Source organism: Rhizobium sp. K102, assembly GCF_022385315.1.
GTDB lineage: Bacteria > Pseudomonadota > Alphaproteobacteria > Rhizobiales > Rhizobiaceae > Rhizobium > Rhizobium croatiense.
This window is the reverse complement of the sequence record NZ_CP092436.1, coordinates 965,554-987,102: the sequence shown is the minus strand read 5'-3', so window position 1 is coordinate 987,102 and position 21,549 is coordinate 965,554. Positions and strand designations below refer to the sequence as shown.

At 60.8% G+C, this 21,549-nt stretch carries 17 protein-coding genes and 2 pseudogenes; 8 read left to right on the top strand and 11 right to left on the bottom strand.

Annotated elements, in window-relative coordinates; translation table 11 throughout:
* Nucleotides 1-76 precede the first annotated feature (76 nt).
* From MHI61_RS10715 to MHI61_RS10705, 3 genes are all read right to left on the bottom strand, one after another.
* Nucleotides 77-424: a DMT family protein gene (locus MHI61_RS10715; protein WP_239791980.1), complete on the bottom strand. Its 348-nt coding sequence runs from the start codon at nucleotides 422-424 to the stop codon at nucleotides 77-79.
* 376 nt (nucleotides 425-800) lie between these two features.
* Nucleotides 801-1,607, bottom strand: coding sequence for a class I SAM-dependent methyltransferase (locus MHI61_RS10710; RefSeq protein WP_239791979.1), 807 nt, complete (start codon nucleotides 1,605-1,607; stop codon nucleotides 801-803).
* A gap of 155 nt (nucleotides 1,608-1,762) precedes the next feature.
* Nucleotides 1,763-2,644: an NmrA/HSCARG family protein gene (locus tag MHI61_RS10705; protein WP_239791978.1), complete on the bottom strand. Its 882-nt coding sequence runs from the start codon at nucleotides 2,642-2,644 to the stop codon at nucleotides 1,763-1,765.
* Between the two features lie 101 nt (nucleotides 2,645-2,745).
* On the opposite strand from MHI61_RS10705, the gene MHI61_RS10700 reads away from it, so the two are divergent.
* Nucleotides 2,746-3,660 (top strand): LysR family transcriptional regulator, encoded by a 915-nt coding sequence (locus tag MHI61_RS10700; protein ID WP_239791977.1) that lies wholly within the window; start codon nucleotides 2,746-2,748, stop codon nucleotides 3,658-3,660.
* A 59-nt stretch (nucleotides 3,661-3,719) separates the two neighbouring features.
* Here MHI61_RS10700 and MHI61_RS10695 read toward each other — a convergent pair whose 3' ends face one another.
* The 3 genes from MHI61_RS10695 to MHI61_RS10685 all read right to left on the bottom strand — a co-directional run bounded on the left by MHI61_RS10695 (nucleotide 3,720) and on the right by MHI61_RS10685 (nucleotide 5,533).
* Nucleotides 3,720-4,097 carry a response regulator gene (locus MHI61_RS10695; protein WP_183837543.1) on the bottom strand — a complete coding sequence of 126 codons (378 nt, stop codon included), beginning with the start codon at nucleotides 4,095-4,097 and terminating at the stop codon, nucleotides 3,720-3,722.
* A gap of 175 nt (nucleotides 4,098-4,272) precedes the next feature.
* Entirely contained in the window at nucleotides 4,273-4,638 is a 366-nt protein-coding gene (locus MHI61_RS10690; protein ID WP_239791976.1) for a DUF4087 domain-containing protein, read from the bottom strand.
* A 106-nt stretch (nucleotides 4,639-4,744) separates the two neighbouring features.
* A complete protein-coding gene (locus MHI61_RS10685; protein WP_239791975.1) occupies nucleotides 4,745-5,533 on the bottom strand; it encodes a DUF899 domain-containing protein in 789 nt (262 codons plus the stop codon).
* 281 nt (nucleotides 5,534-5,814) lie between these two features.
* On the opposite strand from MHI61_RS10685, the pseudogene MHI61_RS10680 reads away from it, so the two are divergent.
* Nucleotides 5,815-6,586: pseudogene (locus tag MHI61_RS10680) on the top strand (adenylate/guanylate cyclase domain-containing protein).
* Nucleotides 6,587-6,751: 165 nt separating this feature from the next.
* Complete coding sequence (locus MHI61_RS10675) at nucleotides 6,752-7,204, top strand: DUF805 domain-containing protein (RefSeq protein ID WP_239792827.1); 453 nt, start codon at nucleotides 6,752-6,754, stop codon at nucleotides 7,202-7,204.
* Between the two features lie 307 nt (nucleotides 7,205-7,511).
* Here MHI61_RS10675 and MHI61_RS10670 read toward each other — a convergent pair whose 3' ends face one another.
* The 3 genes from MHI61_RS10670 to MHI61_RS10660 all read right to left on the bottom strand — a co-directional run bounded on the left by MHI61_RS10670 (nucleotide 7,512) and on the right by MHI61_RS10660 (nucleotide 8,974).
* Nucleotides 7,512-7,901, bottom strand: a complete 390-nt coding sequence (locus tag MHI61_RS10670; protein ID WP_239791974.1) for a hypothetical protein — start codon at nucleotides 7,899-7,901, stop codon at nucleotides 7,512-7,514.
* Between the two features lie 145 nt (nucleotides 7,902-8,046).
* Nucleotides 8,047-8,532 (bottom strand): DUF982 domain-containing protein, encoded by a 486-nt coding sequence (locus MHI61_RS10665; RefSeq protein ID WP_239791973.1) that lies wholly within the window; start codon nucleotides 8,530-8,532, stop codon nucleotides 8,047-8,049.
* A 100-nt stretch (nucleotides 8,533-8,632) separates the two neighbouring features.
* The gene (locus MHI61_RS10660; protein ID WP_239791972.1) at nucleotides 8,633-8,974 is read right to left on the bottom strand and encodes a hypothetical protein; all 342 of its coding nucleotides are present in this window, start codon (nucleotides 8,972-8,974) and stop codon (nucleotides 8,633-8,635) included.
* A 221-nt stretch (nucleotides 8,975-9,195) separates the two neighbouring features.
* On the opposite strand from MHI61_RS10660, the gene uvrB reads away from it, so the two are divergent.
* Together uvrB and MHI61_RS10650 are read left to right on the top strand one after the other, a co-directional pair.
* Nucleotides 9,196-12,201, top strand: coding sequence for an excinuclease ABC subunit UvrB (gene uvrB / locus MHI61_RS10655; protein ID WP_239791971.1), 3,006 nt, complete (start codon nucleotides 9,196-9,198; stop codon nucleotides 12,199-12,201).
* A gap of 255 nt (nucleotides 12,202-12,456) precedes the next feature.
* Complete coding sequence (locus tag MHI61_RS10650; protein WP_239791970.1) at nucleotides 12,457-12,843, top strand: GNAT family N-acetyltransferase; 387 nt, start codon at nucleotides 12,457-12,459, stop codon at nucleotides 12,841-12,843.
* A 7-nt stretch (nucleotides 12,844-12,850) separates the two neighbouring features.
* On the opposite strand, the gene MHI61_RS10645 is transcribed toward MHI61_RS10650, so the two are convergent.
* Both MHI61_RS10645 and MHI61_RS10640 read right to left on the bottom strand, forming a co-directional pair.
* Nucleotides 12,851-13,549, bottom strand: a complete 699-nt coding sequence (locus MHI61_RS10645; protein WP_097579658.1) for a hypothetical protein — start codon at nucleotides 13,547-13,549, stop codon at nucleotides 12,851-12,853.
* A gap of 119 nt (nucleotides 13,550-13,668) precedes the next feature.
* Nucleotides 13,669-14,391 (bottom strand): SOS response-associated peptidase, encoded by a 723-nt coding sequence (locus MHI61_RS10640; protein WP_239791969.1) that lies wholly within the window; start codon nucleotides 14,389-14,391, stop codon nucleotides 13,669-13,671.
* A 454-nt stretch (nucleotides 14,392-14,845) separates the two neighbouring features.
* On the opposite strand from MHI61_RS10640, the gene MHI61_RS10635 reads away from it, so the two are divergent.
* The 3 genes and pseudogenes from MHI61_RS10635 (at nucleotide 14,846) to MHI61_RS10625 (ending at nucleotide 21,311) form a co-directional block, all read left to right on the top strand.
* Nucleotides 14,846-17,614, top strand: a complete 2,769-nt coding sequence (locus MHI61_RS10635; RefSeq protein ID WP_239792826.1) for a metal-binding protein — start codon at nucleotides 14,846-14,848, stop codon at nucleotides 17,612-17,614.
* A gap of 230 nt (nucleotides 17,615-17,844) precedes the next feature.
* Nucleotides 17,845-20,624: pseudogene (locus MHI61_RS10630) on the top strand (metal-binding protein).
* A gap of 219 nt (nucleotides 20,625-20,843) precedes the next feature.
* Nucleotides 20,844-21,311, top strand: coding sequence for a DUF3828 domain-containing protein (locus MHI61_RS10625; RefSeq protein ID WP_239791968.1), 468 nt, complete (start codon nucleotides 20,844-20,846; stop codon nucleotides 21,309-21,311).
* Nucleotides 21,312-21,549: the final 238 nt, after the last annotated feature.

Below are 21,549 nucleotides of genomic sequence, written 5' to 3'. Positions count from 1 at the left end.
ATTGCGACGGCAATCTGTAGGAAATGCGGCGATATCTAGACATGGACGATTTGTAATCTGTTGATAAAACTACAATTTAGGCCCGAAAGATGAAGGATGCTCCGATTGCGATGAGCGCAAAGCCGATGGCGTGGTTCCAGGTCAGGTTCTCGCCGAGCCAGAAGATCGAAAAGCCGGAAAACACGATCAGCGTGATCACCTCCTGCATCGTCTTCAGCTGCGCCGTCGTATAGACCGCCGAGCCGATGCGGTTGGCCGGCACCGCCAGACAGTATTCAAAGAAGGCGATGCCCCAGCTGACGATGATGGCAAGGAAGATGGCGCTGCTCTTGTGCTTGAGATGCCCATACCAGGCAAAGGTCATGAAGATGTTGGAGGCAAACAGCATGACGACAGGCCAGACGGCGGCAGGAGAAAATACCATGGAGAAACTCGGGAGCTGTGGAGGGAAAACCGATCCGGCGGGGAGACGCCGGCGGCCCTAACTACCATGCCGCCGCTTGACGACAAGCCCCGCAAGCTCGCGCCGATTGTCTCAGGCTACACCGCTAGGAGCAAAATCGCAGCCGAAGCCGGGTAACAGGGCCGCCTATCTGGAGCGCGGCATCCACCAACGTCCCTCATGCTGAGGTGCGCAGCCCGGGAGGGCGAAGCCTCGAAGCACGCCGCAACGCTGCTTCTTGCATCATCTGACGCCCAGCACCCGCCTCGTCCTTCGAGGCCCCTGCGGGGCACCTCAGGATGAGGCTCTCTGAGGCGCTGGCGCATGCTTGCTATCTCGCGGTCGTTAAACCGCTACCCTAGCCAGTCGCCACCCTGCCCCGGCATGCCCACGCCACCGACGCAAACGACCGCGGCCCATCTGGCTCGCCGGCTTCATATGCGGCTCTCATGGCAACGCCGAGCGCCTTTCGCTTCGCTGACTCGAGCCCCCAGACATACTTGCCGAGCGGCCCCTCGCCTGCGGCGATCGGCTCCCAATAGTCCTCGAAGGAGCCGTATTCCATCCGGATCAGGAGCGACGTCTCCTCGACGTCGACAAGGCCGTGGCTGACAAAACTCTGCTTCATCTCCCCCGGCCGCATCATCGGCTGGAAGCAGTATTTGCGACGCAGCGGCAGTGCGTCCTCGTCGAGCATGACGGCCGTGTCCCACATCATCCGCATGACCGGCATGCCGCCGTAATGGTCCCAGACGGCGGCGGCGACCACACCGCCCGGGCGCACGACACGGGCCATTTCCGAAACAGCCTTGCCCGCCTCCGGCACGAAATGCAGCACCAGCAGCGACATCGCTCTGTCGAAGCGGTTATCCTCGAACGGCAGCGCGCAGGCATCGGCTTGCCGAATGGCAATGCGCGGATCGGTATTGCGCCGCATTGCCGCCTCGACGAAAACCGGCGAATAATCAATGGCGGCGATTTCTTGCAGGCTTGGCTTTTCAGCCAGCGTAAATGTCAGGCTGCCGGTGCCGCAGCCGACGTCGAGCACACGATCCCCATCCGCCAACCCGGCGAAATCGATCAGCATCGGCGCCAGCCTCTTGCTCCAGCGCCCCATCAGCCGCTCATAACCATCCGCACTTTCGACATTGAAACTCGATGGCATCGAAGCCTCCCTCTTCAAGGACGATGATCCATCATTATGAACCAGCATTCGGGCGTCGCAAGCGGAGCCTGAGTGCGCAGTGTTCGGCACAGGCGGAAGCGGGCCACGACCAGCCCGCTTCCGCAAGAACGTCACTACTCAGCGATACCGCAAACTCACCCAGCCGCCTTGCCGAGAACGCTCCAGTCGAAGCCGCGCGCCCAATCGGCATAGCTGTGCCAGCCGACATCGGGAAAATCCCGGCGCAGGGCGGCGATATCGGCGTCGTAGCCGGTGCGATCGAACCATTCGAACATCAGCGCCGCGTCCTCGCTCTGCTGCCGCATCGCGGCGATCGGCAGTTCCTGGTAGCGTATCGGCCGCTCGAGCGCCTCGGACAGGATCTTCGCCTGCTGCTCGCCAGACAATTCGTCGCCGGCAATATCGAAACGCTTGCCGAACACCTGTTCGCGCCGCTCGGCCAGTGCTGCGACGAAAGCGCCGATGTCCTTGAGGGTGATCTGCTGCAGCACGCGTGCGGGCGGCAGCGCTGCCGCATAGACGCCCTGTCGGAGCCCGTCGATCGCCCAAGGTGCCACCGTGTTTTCCATGAAGGCGACGGGCGCGCTGACCGTATAGGGGATGCCGAGGCCGGCGACATGCTTCTCGACGAGATACTTGCTGTCGAAATGCGGAATGCCGGTCTTCTTGTCGGCATCGCCGACGGAGGAATAGATCAGGTGACCGACGCCGGCGGCCTTCGCCGAATTGGCGACGGTGATCCCCTGGCGCGTTTCCGCTTCCGTCCCGGCCTCGTAGCTGTTGCCCATCAGGAACATCGTGTCGACGCCGCTTGCAGCCTTCGCCACAGATGCGCCGTCATCCAGGTCGCCGGCAACGACCTCGACCCCTGCCGCGGCCAACCGCTTTGCGCCGTCGCCGTCCGGCCTGCGTGAGATCGCCTTGACTCGGTGTCCCCGTGCGAGAAGCGCGTGCACGACCGCGCCACCCTGCTGGCCGGTGGCGCCGGTGACCAAAACGCGTCTAATGTTGCTCATCTGTCTGCTCCTTGTTTGTGACTGATGGAGCAAAGTTAGGGCCTATCACATTGAGCCATAATGGCCTATAATTGGAAAACATCGTACCATTTCAGGCTACAATGCTCGACCTCAACGATATCATGATCTTCGCCCGCGTCATTGAAGCCGGCAGCTTCACCGCTGCGGCGCGCCTGCTCGGCATGCCGAAGACAACAGTCAGCCGACGCATTGCCGCTCTCGAGCGCGAACTCGGCGTGCGCCTGCTGCAGCGCACGACCCGCAGCCTCAGCCCGACGGCTTCAGGCCGCCTCTATTACGAGGAAAGCAGCCAGGCGCTCCGCACGATCGAAGGCGCCAACTTGCGTATTGCGGAAGCAAGGACGGAGCCCGCCGGCACGATCCGCATATCGGCGCCGGTCGGCTTCGGCGGCCACTTCCTGCAGGATGCGATCTTCCATCTTCTGGCGACCTACCCCAAGTCGAGGGTCGAGTTGCGGCTGACCGACGACAGGCTGAACCTCGTCGAAAACGGCATAGACCTCGCCTTCCGCACCGGCATCCTGGAGGATTCCACGCTGATCGCCCGCAAGCTCGGCTCTACCCATCGCGTGCTCTGTGCGAGCCCCGACTATCTCGCCCGTTGCGGCGCGCCCGATCGCCCGGCAGATCTCGTTCGCCACGACTGCGTTATCGCCGGCCAATCCATCCATGCGCAATGGCTGCTCGAAGGCCCGGAAGGACAGGAAACGGTCTCGGTCTCGGGGCGCTTCGCCGCCAATGAAATGCAGGCGGTCATGGCCATAGCGATCGCCGGCTATGGCATCGCCCGACTGCCCCATGGGGTCGCCAATGCCTTCATCAGGGATGGGCGGCTGTGCCGCGTTCTCGACGGTTACACGACTCCGGCCGGCGGCCTCTACGTCGTCTATCCCAGCAGCCGGCACTTGCCGCCTCTGGTCAAGACCTTTATCGAACTTGCCGCCAGACGGTTGAACGCGGGAGCCGGCAGCAGCGACGACTTCGCCATTATATAGCGGTAGCCCCGTCACCCTTCCTTCAGCGCCACCGGCTGGGCGCCGCCACGCTCGCACGGTCACATGATGGCATTGCTGCCATCGAAGTCCCTGCGCAAAGCCTGCGCCCGCGAGAGCGCGCCGGCAATCCTGTCGTCGGTGAAGGGTTTGGGAATGACGTCGAGCGCGCCTTCGATACCGTTTCCGACATTCTCCGGACTGCCGGTCACGAAGATGACGTCGACGCCATAGCGGTCGATCAGCCGGCGGGCGAGCTGGGCGCCGCTCTGGCCGTCGGCGAGGCTGAGATCGACAAGCGCGATGTCGCTTTTCGGGGCATAGGCAAGAGCCTGCTCCACCGTCGAAACCGGCCCGACCGTCTGGTGCCCGGCATCCTGCGCGATGCGTTCAAGCTCCAGGGCGATAAAACCCTCATCTTCCACGATCATGACTTTCATGAAACATCCTCCTCCCGTTCTCGCCGGTAGGCGCACCGTCGGCCACCGAGATAACGCGGACTCACGCTCGAAGGTTTCCGTTTCCGAAGAGAAGCGTCGGGAAAATGGTAACCAATTTCACAAGACCGCACGCAGCGAGGAAGCCGGGAGATGTCGGCGGGCTTTCGCTGCGTCGTCACTGATCCTTATTGAGGAACCAGCCGAGGGCGGGATCGCTCCGGCATCGGGAAAGCGGCAGTTGCCGCACGGAACGAATGCGGCTGATGCCCCCCTCGCCATCCGTGTCGACCTTCATGCAGGCACAGGCATAACCATGGACGGCATGGGTGTAGACATATTCGCCGGTCGTCAGATCAGGAATACGATCCATTCCCTCGGCCTTGTAGCCGCTGCCGTTCTCCATGATGATCCAGCCGCCGGCGGCGTCATTGAGAGACCAGGTCGCCGTCGCCGGATTGTCCAGCCAGCCGCAGCGTTTTTCCGCCTGTACGGCGGCGGGCACGAGAAGCATCATCAAAACAAGCGCATGCAATCTGATCATCGGCCCCTCCGCGTCGCCGCCACTATGCACGGCCTGCCGCCGGCAAGGCAACTGTCTTGCCGGCCCGTTCTCTGTTGGAGATCCCAGTGGTCGCAGCGGATCTCGCTCAAGGCTTCTCGTTGGCGCTCTCTGCCCGGAACGCCGCCTCGCCGGCGTCGGAAACTTCGACCCATTTCTTGTCCGGCGCCGCATCCGGAACGTAGCTGTCGTGCCAGTTCCACCATTTGTAGGTTGGCGTCTGCGGATAGCCCTCGGGTGAATCCTCCCAGACCTCCTGCCGGCCAAGCGGCGTGATGTCGAGATAGTTCCAGGTGCCGCCCATCTGTTCGTCACCCCGGTTATTGACGAAATAAGTGCGGAAGATGCGTTCGCCGTCGCGGTAGAACACATTGGTGCCGTGCCATTCGTCGACGCCGAAATCCTTGTCGAAACTGTCGGTGATAGTCACCCATGGCATGCTCCATCCCATCCGCGCCTTCAGCCGCGCGATCTCGGCTTGCGGCGCGCGCGAGGCGAAGACCAGGCTCGTGTCGCGGGCGTTGAGATGGGCGACATGAGCGACCTGGTCGGCCACCATCGAGCAGCCGCGGCAGGCATGATCGGGCCAGCCGAAAACGCCGGGCTCGTAAAAGGCGCGGTAGACGATCAACTGATGCCTGCCCTCGAACAGGTCGAGCAGCCTGACCTTGCCCTCAGGCCCTTCAAAAACATAATTCTTCTCGACGGCCATCCACGGCATGCGCCGACGTTCGGCGGCGAGCGCATCACGGGCACGGGTCTGGGCCTTTTCTTTCACCAGCAGCTGCTTGCGGGCCGCCTCCCAGGCATCCGGCGATACCACCGCGGGTTTCTGCATGGACTGTCCGCCCGTTCCATTCTCGGCTGTTGCAGTCATCGCTTCGATCTCCTCATTGGGGCGATTTTCCGCGCCTCTTCATCGAACCGCGGTTCTTCGCGCATTGGTCGGACATAGTTTCGCAGCGGAATTCGAACAGTGGGAGTAACAAGTGTGACCGTATTTCCACGGTCGTCCGTTGCAGCAACGGCCCCGCGTCGGGAGTTCGGGCAATCATCGCGCGGGGATGGCAAAGCTGAGCCCGAGCCAAATGGAAGAGTTGCAAAAATTACAGGACTGACGGAAGCTTGGTGTCGGCCAGTGTGGACGGATTGTGCGATATGACGACAGAATCCACTTACGGGGAGCAGGCCAGCCACGGCAGCGCCAGGATCTGCCGTGGCTGCTGGGACCAGATGCATATGCCGATCCCCATCGGCGGCCCGCTCGCCTTGCCCTTCCGCGCCTTCGGCATCACCCGCAGCAAGATGAACCCCGATATCTGCACGATCTGCGAACGATCCTTCCAATATGTCAAAAAGCAGCGCCAGATCACTGTCGACGCCACCATCCTGTTTGCCGATATCAGGGGCTTTACCGATCTCTCGGAGCGGATCGAGGCGGTGCGCTTAAGTGAAATCGTCAGCCTCTTCCAGGATCGCTGCGCCCAGGCGATCTGGGCGCATGACGGCATCGTCAACAAGCAGATGGGCGACGGCCTGATGGCGATCTTCAATTTCCCGATCATCAGGAAGGATCACGCCGCCGCGGCGATCCTGGCCGCGCAGGCGATCCAGCGAAACTGCGCCGCGGCGCTGAACAGTCTGGCGCCCGACGCCCTGCCCGGCCGACCCCTCGGTGTCGGCGTCGGCATCCATTCCGGCGAGGTGCAGATCGGCGAATTCTCCAGCTTCCGCAGCGATTTCACTGCCATCGGCGGCGTCGTCAATCAGGCCGCGAGACTTGAATCCCAGGCGGCGGCCGGCGAAGATTCTCATCTCGGCGGAAACCGCCGCGAAGGCTCCCGATCTCGCGGCAGGTGCCGAAACCCGCGTGCTTGCGCTGAAGGGCATTGAACAGCCGGTGCGGGCGAGCGTGCTGATCAAGCGGTGATCGACTGCCAGTTCCTTGGCCTTCTTCGAGGCATCATCCCACCCTCAATGCGGCAGCCGCAGTTTCTCACGCTGTGATTGCCGAACGCAACGGGCTGCAAGCCGATTAATCTTCCCGAAACGAACGTTGCTTATCGTTAGGCCGTTTAAATCTTCGGGGTATCTTATGGGTAGTTTTTCTCTGTTTCACTGGTTGATCATCATGGTTCCGCTAAGTGTGGGGTTGATCCTCGCCTTCAGGAAACCGGCGGCCGGGCCGAACCGTTTCGGGGACCTGCCGCAGGCAATGGGTTTCGGGCAGGCCATCAGCAGCTTTTTCAGGAAATATGTGGATTTCACCGGCAGAGCGAGCCGATCGGAATTCTGGTTTTCGACGCTCTTCGTCGTTCTCGTCAGCCTCGCTTTGTACCTTATCGAGCCAACCGGAACATTGGGCGGAATTTGGTCGCTGGCGGTCTTCCTCCCGTCAATCGCCATGGCCACCCGCCGACTTCACGATATCAACCGCAGCGGCTGGTTCCAGTTGGTTGCGCTGCTGGTTCCCATCGGAACAATTTTCGTCCTCGCCTGGTATTGCAGAGCGCCGGCTGCGGCGGATTCGAGAGCATCCGTTTTCTGAGGCGTGATCATGAGGATATGTTTCCGCATGGCGGCGACCGTGGTAACCTTCTGCGGTTCTCAGGCTACGCGGCACCTGATCGTGTGCTTGAGGCAATGACGCTGTGGGAGCGAGGATGGTACGCCCGGGTTGAGTGCTTTGCCTTTGCTGTGCGGGCACTGCTCGGCATCATTGCAGCAATGACGGATGCAGCCGTGCTGCGTGGCTGCATCCGCGCTTCTAAAATCCAGGCATAGCCTCGCCCTAAAACAACCCTTGTTCCGATTGAACCGATGGGCGGCGCTTCCGAAGTCCCTCGTCTCTTTCGTCAGGTCTTCATGCCGTTCATCTCAGGAAACGGGTAGTAACGCAGCCGCTTATCGTGGCAGCGATCGTCATTCACCGTTGCGCCCAGCACTTTGCCCTCTGTGAATGAGACGCCGAGATAGGCCCAGTCTCCCCAACCGTGCTTTGGCACGATCCGTACACAATACGCATAAATCTGTTTTTCGGGGTCGAGCAGAACCACACTGGAAATGCGCGCCCAGACGACTTCTCCTGCTTCGTGTCTGTAAGTTCTCTTGAACACAATATTGATGAAGTTCTGCCGGACTTCATTCGAGGGCGGACGCTGCGAATCTGCAACGGATTGCGAGACCGGAGCATTGCAGCCGGCAAGCGCCAGCAGGAAAGCGCCAACAAAAAATTTCCATCTCATTCAGTAAGATCTCCTAAGAATCAAAGCATATACTCGCCGCTATTTCCACAAACACAGCGCGAACAATATTTGCAATACATCAAAGGAAACTTTGTCGATTGGCGGAATGCCACCTGTCCGGATGCAGACCGCACATCGGCTCGCTTTACATCGGCGGGCTCAAAGCCGAGATACCGCCGCCATCTTCATCATCATTGATCGGAACACCGGCTTCCAGCGCCGCCAGGATGAAAGCCTGCCGCACCGTCTCGGCCGGCATGCGGCCCGCAAGCCAGGCACGGCAGAAATCAATCGCCCTCTGCTGATGGACACCGCCGTTGACCGGCCAGTCGGAGACCAGTGCATAAAGCGCATCCTGCGGTGAGCGGAGAACCAGCCGTTCGCCGGTATCAAGATCGATCGAAATCGGTTTCTTCCAGAAGGCGGAATGGTCGTTAATGGCAGTGGCACCTGAGGCTGGGACGACAGGACAGTAACTGCCAAGGGCCGTTTCCAGTTCCGGTACGACACGCGACCGTGAACGGCAGGCCTCGCCGGCGTCCTTTGGAAGAGCCGGCTTACAAAGCCCGCCATGCCGACCGGACGCCACAAAGAGCCGCTGGTTGTTGCCCTGACCCGGGAGCTTGACCATAGGCCCGACATACCCCTCGCTCATACGAGTGGCAGAACCGTCATCGATGGCCAACGCCCGAATTTCGTGGTTCGACCTCTGTCGCCACGACGACGTGCCGTCAGCCGGGCAGCTTACAACCCTTGCTCATGCCGGCGGACTGCATGGCGGAAACCTTGCCTTTTGATGCGGCGATTTCGCCTTCCTTGTCTCCTCCGGCAACGCTGCCGATCGGGACGCCGACGAGAAACACGCCGAAGGCATCGCCATTCGCCGCGCTGATCTGCTGCTTCGACAAATCGTCCAGCTTGGCGCGCTCCTTTCTGAATTCACCAGCGAGAGCTTCGCAGCTGAGGTTCGTATAAGCCGCCATTGGAATATCGACCTGAACGATGGCGTCAGGACGTTTGGCACAGCCGGCGAGCGCCGCCGTCGCCGCGAATGCGATAACGATCATTTTCATGAATAGTCCCCAATTCCCGCAATAGCTGTAACATTGCCGCGCGCAATGCGGGAGACGACCAGCTCTTCAACCACAGACTTTTTATTTACCCCAATTGAGGACCGATGCCGGCTCTTGCTGACCGCGCCTCAACATTGTTCACCAATCCGAACGATTCGTTCGTTTCCCTTTTGTACTCTTTCCCTCTTCCCTTTCGCGCTGACTCTCTCCATATTCCCGCCATGGCCAAATCTCCGAAGAAATCCCCCGCCCCGAATGGCTTCGAGGAAGCCCCGCAATCGTCCTTTGAAGGCGCCCCGCTTTCAGGCTCGGTTGCCGATTGGGTGAAGCAGCTTGAGGCGGATGCGGAAGCATCGGGCGTCGAGAGCCAGCGTGACATCGCCTCCAAGGCCGGCAAGCATCGCAAGGCGGTGGAAAACGCGGCGCGCAAGCATTCCGAAGCCGTCAGCGTCAACAAGAAGGCGACGGTGGGCAAGACCGCGCGCGGCGTTTCCATCGGCGGCTCCAGCGATCCGAAGACGCGTGCTGCCGCCGGGCTCAACCCGGTCGCCGGCCTCGATATCTCGCTGGAGGATGCCGGCAACATCTCGCCCGGCGGCGTCACCGCCACGGTCGAGGCGCTGTCGAAGCTAATCGAGAGCGGCAATCCGCTGCACAAGAACGGCAAGATCTGGACGCCGCACCGCCCTGCCCGCCCTGACAAGTCCGAAGGCGGCATCCGCATCCTGATGAAGTCGGATTACGAGCCGGCCGGCGACCAGCCGACGGCGATCCGCGATCTCGTCGAGGGGCTGGAGAATGGCGACCGCAGCCAGGTGCTGCTCGGCGTCACCGGCTCCGGCAAGACCTTTACCATGGCCAAGGTGATCGAGGCGACGCAGCGCCCGGCCGTCATCCTGGCGCCGAACAAGACGCTGGCCGCCCAGCTCTATTCCGAATTCAAGAATTTCTTCCCCGACAATGCGGTGGAATATTTCGTTTCCTACTACGACTATTACCAGCCGGAAGCCTATGTGCCGCGCTCCGACACCTATATCGAGAAGGAAAGCTCGATCAACGAGCAGATCGACCGCATGCGCCACTCGGCGACGCGCTCGCTGCTCGAACGCGACGACTGCATCATCGTCGCCTCGGTCTCCTGCATCTACGGTATCGGCTCGGTCGAGACCTATACGGCGATGACCTTCCAGATGTCGGTCGGCGACCGGCTGGACCAGCGCCAGCTGCTGGCCGATCTCGTCGCCCAGCAATACAAGCGCCGCGACATGGATTTCACCCGCGGTTCCTTCCGGGTGCGCGGCGACACGATCGAACTCTTCCCCGCCCACCTGGAGGATGCCGCCTGGCGCATCTCGATGTTCGGCGACGAGATCGACGCCATCACCGAGTTCGATCCTCTCACCGGCCAAAAGGTCGGCGACCTGAAATCGGTGAAGATCTACGCCAATTCGCACTATGTCACCCCGCGCCCGACGCTGAACGGCGCCATCAAGTCGATCAAGGAAGAGCTCAGGCTTCGCCTCGCCGAGTTGGAGAAGGCCGGCCGCCTGCTGGAGGCCCAGCGCCTGGAGCAGCGCACCCGCTACGATATCGAAATGCTCGAAGCCACCGGCTCCTGCCAGGGCATCGAGAACTATTCGCGTTATCTCACCGGCCGCGACCCCGGCGATCCGCCGCCGACCCTGTTCGAATATATCCCCGACAACGCCCTCGTCTTCATCGACGAAAGCCATGTCACCGTGCCGCAGATCGGCGGCATGTACCGGGGCGACTTCCGCCGCAAGGCGACGCTGGCCGAATACGGCTTCCGCCTGCCCTCCTGCATGGACAACCGGCCGCTGCGCTTCGAGGAATGGGACGCCATGCGCCCCGACACCATCGCCGTCTCGGCCACCCCCGGCGGCTGGGAGATGGAACAATCAGGCGGCGTCTTCGCCGAGCAGGTGATCCGCCCGACCGGCCTGATCGACCCGCCGGTCGAGGTCCGCTCGGCCCGCACCCAGGTCGACGACGTGCTCGGCGAGATCCGCGAGACCGCGGCCAAGGGCTATCGCACGCTTTGCACCGTGCTGACCAAGCGCATGGCCGAGGACCTGACCGAATATCTGCATGAACAGGGCGTGCGGGTGCGCTACATGCACTCCGATATCGACACGCTGGAGCGCATCGAGATCATCCGCGATCTCCGCCTCGGCGCCTTCGACGTGCTCGTCGGCATCAATCTGCTGCGCGAGGGTCTCGATATTCCCGAATGCGGCTTCGTCGCCATTCTCGACGCCGACAAGGAAGGCTTCCTGCGCTCGGAAACCTCGCTGATCCAGACCATTGGTCGTGCCGCCCGTAACGTCGACGGCAAGGTCATCCTCTATGCCGACCAGGTGACCGGCTCCATGCAGCGCGCAATGGACGAGACCGCCCGCCGCCGCGAAAAGCAGATGGCCTACAACCTCGAAAACGGCATCACCCCGGAATCCGTCAAGGCCAAGATCTCCGACATCCTCGACTCTGTCTACGAACGCGACCACGTCCGCGCCGACATCTCAGGCGTCTCGGGCAAAGGCTTCGCCGACGGCGGCAACCTGGTCGGCAACAATCTGCAGGCCCATCTCAACGCGCTCGAAAAAAGCATGCGCGACGCCGCCGCCGACCTCGACTTCGAAAAAGCCGCCCGCCTCCGCGACGAAATCAAACGCCTCAAGGCCGCCGAACTGGCCGTCATGGACGATCCGATGGCGCGCGAAGAATCGAAGGCCATGGAAGGCATCAAGCGGAACGCCAAGGCCACCCGCGAGGCCCTTCTCCCCGCGGGGGAGAAGGTGCCCGGCAGGGCGGATGAGGGGGCCACATCCTCCTACTTCTCCAGGCCCTCCCTCGACGAGATGGGCCCAGGCACCGACACGACCACGCCCCTCTTCCGCAAACCCCATCTCGACGAAATGGGCCGCGACCCCACCACCCCCGCCGGCAAGAGCCTCTTCCGCAAAAACGACCTCGACGAGATGACGGTCGGCCGCACGGAAAAGCCGGTGACCGGCCGCGTGCCGGAAAAGCCGGAGGCCTCAAAGGGCACAAAGCACTTCTCGCCATTGCTTGAAGGCCAGCCGGAACGCGATGACGGCGTGCGGCCGGTGGTGCGTGGACGCGTCGGCGCCGGGAGCTACGAGGAGCCGGGCGAGCAGAAGCGCAAGGGGCGGACGAAGGGAAAGACCGGGCGGCCGGGGCGGTGAACTTCAACGTTAAAAACGCACCGTGATCTCGGCAATTTTCTTTGCTCCTGAAAGACCGGCGACGCCTTCCTCGGTCGCCGCCCCATTCTCCTCCGTCATTCCTGTGCTTGTCACAGGAATGACGGAGGAGAATGACCCGCCTCATGTCAAGGCAGAGAGGAGTTTGCCCGCCGCAGCGATGAAACCTATTGCGAAGTGACCGCAATCGGCAGAAAAACCCAGCAAGCACGGCGACGAACAAACCGGTCCCCGCCCATGCCCGAATTCCGCATCGACCCCTTCCCCTCGCCCGCTGACCTCAGCACGCTCTGGTCCGCCGCCTGGAGCACACCCGAAGCACCTGACTTCTCCCGAATCCTGCCCCGCAGCCTCGCGCATGTCGGCGCCTATCACGACGACAGCCTCGTCGGCTTCGTCAATGTCGCCTGGGATGGCGGCATTCATGCCTTCCTTCTCGACACCTGCGTTCACCCCGATATGCGCCGGCAGGGCATCGCCACGCAATTGGTCAGGGAAGCCACGCAGCTTGCCCGCGAGCGCGGCGCCGAGTGGCTGCATGTCGATTTCGAGCCGCACCTGACCTCCTTCTATCGCGCCTGTGGCTTCCGGCCGACCGAAGCCGGCCTCATCAAGCTGGCCTAGCCTCCCCTCACCCAAACCCCATCCTCTCCTCGCCCCTCGCCAGCGCAAAATAAATTCGCTCCACCCGACAGGCTGCACTCCTCGCACTCGCTTCATACCCCGCCGCCGGCCAGCCGCGCCGGGGGCTGCCATCGGCGGCGATCAGCCAATACCAGCGCTCACTCGAATCCATCAGGTCGATCTTGAAGATCCGTCCCATGCAGGCACCGCCGTCAAAACCGATGAAATCGTCGCCGGGCTTTTCCTTCCAGGCGTGCCGCCATTTGCCCTTCGGCTTCTCGCCACTGGTGATCAACTCCCAGCTCTTCCAGCCATTATAGTCCGATTGCGCGGTCAGGGAGCCGTCATAGGGCCTATGATCGATCTGCAGGCAGCCCTCCAGAAACTCCGCCACAGAATGACAGAGGGTCGTCCACGCCTCGTCACTGTGCCGGGTCAGCTTGAAGGCAAGCTCGTCGGAGACGTTCCTCAAGGCTGCAGCGATGGCGGAGGCGACGCCTTCCTTGCTCGCCGGTTCGCCGCGCAGGCTGATGCAGAGATAGGCGCAGAGAAATTCCGCGGTATCCCGCGCGATCGGTTCGATGACATGCAGGTTGCGGCGCTTGCCGACCTGATAGCCGCCGAAATCCCGAATGCGGCGCTGAGACTGTTTGCGAAGGGCATTGTTGAGGAACGACCGCAGGAGTGTTGCGATATCGTCTTGCATGCGTGGTCCTCTCCTCGTGAGGATGTGTTTGCCGCATGGTTTCGTGAATGGCTCCCGCCCGAGCCGGTGACATCAGAGCAATTCCGGACGCAAGACCGCCGCGGCTTGCCGGAAGTATCCTAGATCAGCGTCGGCTCGGAATCGTCCTCGACCTCTTCGATGAGGTCGGGCCTGTCGTTCTTCGGCGAGCCGACATCCCGGCCGATTTTCCACATCACCATCAGTTCCGCCGGGAAAGGTTTCATCAAATCGTTCGGGTCCGGCTCGGAAGACAGCCAGCGCTCGTAATCCTCGCGATGCAGGATAACAGGCATGCGATCGTGAATCTCCGCCATCATCGCGTTCGGCGCGCAGGTGACGATGGCGAAGTTGCGGATGGACACGCCTTTCTCGTCCTTCCAGGTCTCCCAGATGCCGGCGAGCGCGAAGGCCGAGCCGTCCTTCATGGCGATGGCATAGGGCTGCTTGTTCTTGCCGGTGCCGTGAATGTCCTTCCATTCGAAGAAGCCATTGATCGGCACCAGGCAGCGGCGCGAGCGGTAGGCGGCACGGGACATGCCGTTGGAGCTGATCCCTTCGCAGCGGATATTGACCGGCGGCGGCCGGCCGCCGGGCTTGGCCCAGGAGGGCATCAGACCCCATCGCGCCACGACGAACATAGGGCCTGACGTATCCGGTTCGCGCACAATGTCCCTGATGATAATGGGATAATCCTGTGACGGCGCGCCGTTCCAGCGGGGAAAGCGATTTCCAAGTCCATCGATATCCCCGCTCTTCACGGCAAAGGGAAAATTGCTGATCAATTCTTCAAGCGATGTCTTGACGAAAATGCGTCCGCACATGGGCCCTCGCTGCCGACAGAATATTAGATGTTCTTATTATGTTCCGGAACCAAGTCCGGTCAACAAAGCGTTAGTTGTGCGCTTGCCGGAATGCCCCTCCCGCCCGGTGCCGGGACGGCAGGCCGATTGCCGGTCTTTATGGAACGGCGATACTGAAGCGCGCCGGGAAGAATAGTCTCGCACCTACAGCGAGAATTATATGCGTCAGGAAAGAGTATAAATTAAAAGACTAAAATACGACTTTTGGTTTGCAAAATCAAAGTTATTTTCCAGTATTTCAGCCTTAGTTTTTCGTTAAAAAACCAAAAAAAAATCACAATTTTTCATTGAAAACATCATTAATGATTGGCATAGATCCCCGTGGGGGTTGTCTTCCGCCGAACCAATTAACCAGTTCTTCCGCGGAGTTCTGATTTTTCGAAGTAAAACGCATCTATTGGGGGTAATTTTAAATATGGCCTTGAATATACTGGACACCAACGGCGCCACAGTCACCAAGACCGGCGCCGAGTTCGAAGCTTATGACGTTATCCGCGACTCCGCAGCCAATCCTTCCGCACCTGTGATTCTTGTTGTTTCCGATGCCGGCGTGGTGGATCTGGCTGATGAGCTGGGCTCTGTCTCTGCACACGTGATTGGCTCTTACTACGGCAATGCGATTACGACGGGCACGGGCAACGACACCATTTCAGGCAGCGACGGCAACGACACGCTGAACGGCGGCGCTGGCGACGATATCATCGGCGGTGGTAACGGCAACGACATATTGATCGGCGGCGCCGGCAACGACCTAATTATTGGCGGTGGCGTCCCCTGGCCGGGATCGGTAGATCAGCCGCAACTCACTGCCATTGACGCCGGTGATGGCGACGATTCCATAATCGTGGAGAGATACAATCCATTGATATCCGGAACAGTCGATGGCGGCGCCGGAATCGATACGCTGCAGTCCTCCTCGCTCGACGGTCTGACGATTAAGAACGTCGAAGTCCTTCAGACCTCGCCATATACTGTTACCGGTTCGAGCGCGCAGTTCGAAAGTTTTGATAAGATCATCGGATCGACAGATCCCTTATCCGAATTCTTTGCCTCTTTGGCGGTGACGGACAGCGCCCACCTCGATCTTTCCGACGAGTTGGCGGACCGTCGAGCCCATATCTCGGGCTGGAACAATCCCTCCGGCGTTGACGTCAAAACTGGCGATGGCGACGACGTATTTTCGGGCAGTGGCGTCAACGACATTTTCGACGGCGGCGGCGGCAATGACTTTCTCGCCGGCGAGGACGGCAATGACAAATTGACCGGCGGCGCCGGCGACGACCAGCTCAATGGCGGCGACGGCACCGACACGGCAGTTTTCGCCGGCAATTTTGCCGACTATTCCCTTTCCGTGGAAAATTTTGAAAAGGTCGTGACGAGCGGACTGGAAGGCACGGATACGCTGCAAGACGTCGAATTCGCGCAATTTGCCGATGGCGTCTACGATTTCGATAAGAACACTTTCACGGTCAACAGCACTCCTCCGGATATTCCTTTGAATATCCTGGAGACGAACGGTGCCACGATTACCAAGACCGGCGCCGAATTCGAAGCTTACGACGTCATTCGCCATTCCGAGCTCAATCCTCTCGTCGCGGCCGCCCTGATCATCTCGGATTCCGGGACGGTAGACCTTTCCGACGAACTGGGCTCGGGCTCCGTAGATGTGACGGGTTCAAGCAGCGACGATACGATCACGACAGGCGCAGGCAACGACACGATCTCGGGCGGTGACGGCGCAGACACGCTGAACGGCGGCGCCGGAAATGATCACCTCCATGGCGGAACTGGCAACGACACCCTGAATGGCGGCGATGGCAACGACCAGATCTACGGCGACGGCGGGAATGATGTCATCAGAAGCGGCGCCGGCAATGATACCATCACCGACGGTGATGTTGGCAACGTCTCTCCGGACCTCGGGCTCGTGCCGGAAGTCTTGGACATCGACGCCGGCGGCGGCAGCGATTCCGTCATCGTGCAGCCATTCGCTCCACTGATTTCCGGAACAATCAATGGCGGTGACGGGTTCGATACGCTGCAAGCCCCCGATCTAAGGGGGCTGACGATCGAGAACTTCGAAGTCCTTGACACTGCAAGATTTCAGGTTGCCGGTTCGAGCGCACAGTTCGAAAGCTTTGATAGCATCGTCGGCTCGATCAATCCGTTCGACGTTGTTTCTCGCCCCTCACTGGCAATAACGGACAGCGCCCACCTCGATCTTTCCAATGAGCTGGGAGGCCACGGAGCTTTTATCACCGGCTATGGCTCCAGCATTGACGTCAAGGCCGGCGGCGGCGACGACCAGTTTACGGGCACCGACGGCAACGACATTTTCGAGGGCGGCGGCGGCTACGACATCATCGACGGCGGCGCCGGCACCGACACGGCAGTCTTCTCCGCTAAGTTCGCCGACTATATGCTCGGCTTCCGCTACGATAATGAATCCCACATCGTGAGCAGCCTGACCGGGCAGGACGATGAGGATATGCTGACAGGCGTCGAATTCGCCCGTTTTGCCGACGGCATCTACGAATTCACCACGCAAACATTCACGAGCACGAATAACGCGCCAACCAACATCCAGCTCTCGAAAACTGCCCTCTCCGAGGACACGCTGATCTGGACGACGGTCGGCCTGCTCAGCGCCAAGGACGCCGATGGTGACGCCCTCACCTACACGCTCATCGACGGCGCTGGCGATCACTTCCGCCTGAAGGGCAATCGCACCGTCACCTCGAAAGCGCTGGACTATGAGACGGCGAAGTCCCTCACGATCAAGGTGGCGGTCTCCGACGGCAAGGTCACGGTCGAGAAGGACATCACCATCAACGTGCTCGACGTCAACGAGGCTCCGGCCAACCAGGCGCCGATTAAGCTTTCCTTCTCGCGCAGCTCGATCTCCGAGAATGTCGCGATCGGCACCTCGGTTGGCCTGCTCTCGGCCGTCGATCCCGAAGGTGGCGTGGTCAAGTGGCGGCTGACCGATAATGCCGACGGCATCTTCAAGCTCGTCGGCAACAAGATCCAGACCAAGGCGGCCATCGACTACGAAAGCACCCATAGCCTGACCTTCACCGCCGAAGCCTATGACGCGGCCGGCAACGCCACCAGCCACGACTTCACGCTGGCCGTGAAGGACGTCTTCGAGCCGTCGAGCCTGCTGCACGACGCCTTGATCTAGCCCGCGCCACCGCCGATCAAGGGCGCACCCTATGCCCTTGGACGCGGCCCCCCTCCGAACGGCTCGATCAAATCAGCCGCGCCGACAGAATGCGTCGGCGCGCGCCCCGCTTAAACCAGCACCGCTCCAGTGCTGGCAGCTTCCAACTTACGGCTGCCGAATCTCCGAATGAGGCCACGTCCCGTCATCCGCTCTTTCAGAGAGCAACACATCTTTTGGAAAGTTTGAATATGGCCTTGAATGTTCTGAATACGAACGGCGCACCGATTACCAAAACCGGTGCCGAGTTCGAAGCTTACGACGTGATCCGCTACTCCGAAGCGAATCCTCTCGCCGCGGTCACCCTTCAGGTTTCGGGTTCCGGCGCGGCAGACCTCGCCGATGAGCTGGGAGCGATTTCCGCGGAGGTGACAGGCTCAGCAAGTGCCAATGTCATCACAACGGGCGCAGGCAAGGACACCATACTGGGTGGTGGCGGCGCAGACACGCTAAGCGGCGGTCTCGGCGACGATTTGCTCGATGGTGGAACCGGCAATGACACGCTGAATGGTGGGGCCGGAAATGACCGGCTGTTCGGCCGCCTCGGCAATGACGTCATCAAAGGTGGCGCGGGCGACGACACAATTGTTGATGGCGATTTTTTTCGGATCTCCCTGAGACTTTCAACATCGATGGCGGTATTGGCAATGACACTGTGGCTGTATCGAAGGGTACCTTCACTACGGTATCCGGAACAGTAGACGGCGGCGCCGGCACCGACAAACTGCAAGCCGCCGATCTCACGGGCCTGACGATCAAGAACTTCGAAATCCTCGAGACCGGGCCACATACTGTGCTCGCATCGACCGCACAGCTTGAAAGCTTCGACAAGATCGTCAGTCAATATCAAGGCATGGACATCACCATGAGCTTGACAGATGGCTCCCATGTCGACCTCTCCGACGAACTGACAAGCGGCACAGTGCACATCTATGGCAGAGTCTCGGGCATCGACGTCACGACCGGGAGCAGCGAAGACCGCTTTTACGGAACGGACGGCAACGACATTTTCAACGCAGGCGCGGGAAATGATGTCGTAGACGGCAAGGATGGAAATGACTTGCTGATCGGCGGTGAGGGCAACGACTATATCTACGGTAGAGCCGGAAATGACGTCATCAGAGGCGGGACGGGCGACGATATAATCGTCGATGGCGATGTCTTTTCCATCGAAGAGTCCGGAGTCTTCGATATTGATGCAGGCGACGGCAATGATAGCATCGACTTAGAGACCTACGCTGTCGCATTTTCTGGAATAATCGATGGGGGCGCTGGCACCGACAAGCTGCAGACTTCCAGGCTTACCGGCCTGACGATCAAGAATGTCGAAATTCTTGAAACCGCGGGGTCGATAGTTTCCGGGTCGGCCGCGCAGTTCGAGAGCTTCAACAAGATTGTCTATAAGGAGGGCGAGAACACCCCCCTCGCCCAGCTGACGTTGACCGACAGCGTGCATCTCGATCTTTCCGACGAACTTGCAAACCATGGGGCGGACATCAAGGGCACCGCCTTCGGCATCGACGTCACGACCGGCGGCGGCAATGACCGATTGACCGGCGCCGGTGGTAACGACATTTTCGACGGTGGCATGGGCAATGACCAGATCTTCGGCGGCGCTGGAAATGACGTCATCAGGGCTGGTGCGGGCGATGACAAGATCACCGACGGCGACAATGTTTCCACCACTCCCGAGACCTTCGATATCGACGCCGGCGACGGCAATGATGCCATCAACCTGCAGTCACACTCTTCCGCGCTTTCCGGAACGATCGACGGCGGCGCCGGCACGGACACGCTGCGTGTGATCGAGCCGACTTTAGGCCCTGGAGAGGAGTTCATCGGGCTTGCGGGCTTCACGATCAAAAACGTCGAAATTCTTGAAACAGCAGGAGCCCAGGTTTTCGCTTCGGCCGCCCAATTCGATAGCTTCGACAAGATCGTCATATACGACAAGCCGGGCTATGAGAGCGACGTGCTCTCCTTGGTATTGACGGACAGCGCCCATGTCGACCTCTCCGACGAGCTGGCAAACCGCCACGTCGATATTTTCGGCAGCGCCTTCGGCATGGACGTCAAGACCGGCGCCGGCGACGACTATTTCTTCGGGACTGACGGCAACGACAGGTTCGAAGGCGGCGCGGGCAACGACGTACTGTTTGGCGGCGCCGGCATCGACATGGCGGTCTTCTCCGGCAATTTCGCTAACTATTCCTTCTCGACGAACAACGGCGATCACTTCCTGACGAACGCCAAGGAAGGGACGGATCGGCTAAATAACGTCGAGTTCGCACGTTTTGCCGATGGCGTCTACGATTTCACCAAGGGAACGTTCACCGCCGATCACAACGCCGCACCGACCAATATTCAGCTCTCGAAAACCGCCCTTTCCGAGAGCACCGCGATCTGGACGACGGTCGGCCTGCTCAGCGCCAAAGATGCCGATGGCGACGCCCTCACCTACACGCTCATCGACGGCGCCGGCGATCACTTCCGCTTGAAAGGCAATCGTATCGTCACCTCGAAGGCCTTGGACTACGAGACGGCGACGTCCCACACGATCAAGGTGGCGGTCTCCGACGGCAAGGTCACGGTCGAGAAGGACATCACCATCAACGTCCTCGACGTCAACGAGGCCCCGGCCAACCAGGCGCCGATCAAGCTCGCCTTCTCGCGCAGCTCGATCTCCGAGAATGTCGCGATCGGCACCTCGGTCGGCCTACTCTCGGCCGTCGATCCGGAAGGTGGCGTGGTCAAGTGGCGGCTGACCGATAATGCCGACGGCATCTTCAAGCTCGTCGGCAACAAGCTCCAGACCAAGGCGGCGATCGACTACGAAAGCAACCACAGCCTGACCTTCACCGCCGAAGCCTATGACGCGGCCGGCAACACCACCAGCCACGACTTCACGCTGGCCGTGAAGGACGTCTTCGAGCTGTCGTCTTCGAGCCTCGCGCATGAGGCGCTGATCTAACACGACAGTTGCCGCCGACCAGAGATGCGTCGTAGGCGGCTTTCAACAGCGGTGGGGCTAGCAGTCTTGCAAGCCCCACCGGTAAGACTCTTCCGGCGGTCGTCGCGGGCGCCACCCGGAAACGGCGAGGCCGGCGGCCATGCGGACACGCTCCGAAAATGCCGCTCCACGTCGACGCCCGTTTCGGCTATGATTCTCCACCCATCCGAGGAGAGCCGCATGCGTCTGCCCACATTCATCCTCGCCCTCGCCGTCTCGGTATTCGCAGCTCTGCCCGCCTTGGCGGAGACCTACAAGACGCCGAAAGCGCTGCTCAAGGCGCTTTACAGCTACGACACCGATAGAAGCGACGCCGAGGCGCCGTCGCCCTATTCGATCTTCTTTTCCGACCACCTGAACAAGCTTCTCCAGACCGATCTCGACAACACGCCGGAGGGCGATGTCGGCGCGGTCGATTTCGACCCTGTCATTGCGGGCCAGGACGGCGAAGCGAGCAACGTCCGGATCGGCCAGCCGATCCTGCTCGACGACAAGGCCGAGGTGGAAGTGCAGTTCAAAAACGGCGAGGAAGTGACGCTCTTCTATACTTTGGTGCGCGAGCACGGCGGCTGGAAGGTCGATGACATCGCCAATCAGAAAGGCGATGCTCCCTGGAGCCTGACCGCGCTGTTAGGAGATGCGCAATAGGTGGCGGCAGACCCAAGCGCCGCCCCTCTTCTGCTCGTCAGAGAAGCGTGCCCGGCATGTCGGCAACGATAGAGCGCATGCACCGAGCGCGAGCAAAGAGCAATGCAGGGTTGCTGCGCACCGCCTCGTTCCGTTTCGGCACGCCGATCCCGCTATGGCACAGCCGTGCAAGCATCTGCCAACTTTTCGTCAAGTAACTGAATCTTCGGCATTTCCTGTCACGATAAGCGGCATGCCA

Coding starts and splice junctions, on each gene's coding strand:
- MHI61_RS10715 (WP_239791980.1), bottom strand. CDS start 424: ATGGTATTTTCTCCTGCCGCCGTCTGGCCTGTCGTCATGCTGTTTGCC.
- MHI61_RS10710 (WP_239791979.1), bottom strand. CDS start 1,607: ATGCCATCGAGTTTCAATGTCGAAAGTGCGGATGGTTATGAGCGGCTG.
- MHI61_RS10705 (WP_239791978.1), bottom strand. CDS start 2,644: ATGAGCAACATTAGACGCGTTTTGGTCACCGGCGCCACCGGCCAGCAG.
- MHI61_RS10700 (WP_239791977.1), top strand. CDS start 2,746: ATGCTCGACCTCAACGATATCATGATCTTCGCCCGCGTCATTGAAGCC.
- MHI61_RS10695 (WP_183837543.1), bottom strand. CDS start 4,097: ATGAAAGTCATGATCGTGGAAGATGAGGGTTTTATCGCCCTGGAGCTT.
- MHI61_RS10690 (WP_239791976.1), bottom strand. CDS start 4,638: ATGATCAGATTGCATGCGCTTGTTTTGATGATGCTTCTCGTGCCCGCC.
- MHI61_RS10685 (WP_239791975.1), bottom strand. CDS start 5,533: ATGACTGCAACAGCCGAGAATGGAACGGGCGGACAGTCCATGCAGAAA.
- MHI61_RS10675 (WP_239792827.1), top strand. CDS start 6,752: ATGGGTAGTTTTTCTCTGTTTCACTGGTTGATCATCATGGTTCCGCTA.
- MHI61_RS10670 (WP_239791974.1), bottom strand. CDS start 7,901: ATGAGATGGAAATTTTTTGTTGGCGCTTTCCTGCTGGCGCTTGCCGGC.
- MHI61_RS10665 (WP_239791973.1), bottom strand. CDS start 8,532: ATGGTCAAGCTCCCGGGTCAGGGCAACAACCAGCGGCTCTTTGTGGCG.
- MHI61_RS10660 (WP_239791972.1), bottom strand. CDS start 8,974: ATGAAAATGATCGTTATCGCATTCGCGGCGACGGCGGCGCTCGCCGGC.
- uvrB (WP_239791971.1), top strand. CDS start 9,196: ATGGCCAAATCTCCGAAGAAATCCCCCGCCCCGAATGGCTTCGAGGAA.
- MHI61_RS10650 (WP_239791970.1), top strand. CDS start 12,457: ATGCCCGAATTCCGCATCGACCCCTTCCCCTCGCCCGCTGACCTCAGC.
- MHI61_RS10645 (WP_097579658.1), bottom strand. CDS start 13,549: ATGCAAGACGATATCGCAACACTCCTGCGGTCGTTCCTCAACAATGCC.
- MHI61_RS10640 (WP_239791969.1), bottom strand. CDS start 14,391: ATGTGCGGACGCATTTTCGTCAAGACATCGCTTGAAGAATTGATCAGC.
- MHI61_RS10635 (WP_239792826.1), top strand. CDS start 14,846: ATGGCCTTGAATATACTGGACACCAACGGCGCCACAGTCACCAAGACC.
- MHI61_RS10625 (WP_239791968.1), top strand. CDS start 20,844: ATGCGTCTGCCCACATTCATCCTCGCCCTCGCCGTCTCGGTATTCGCA.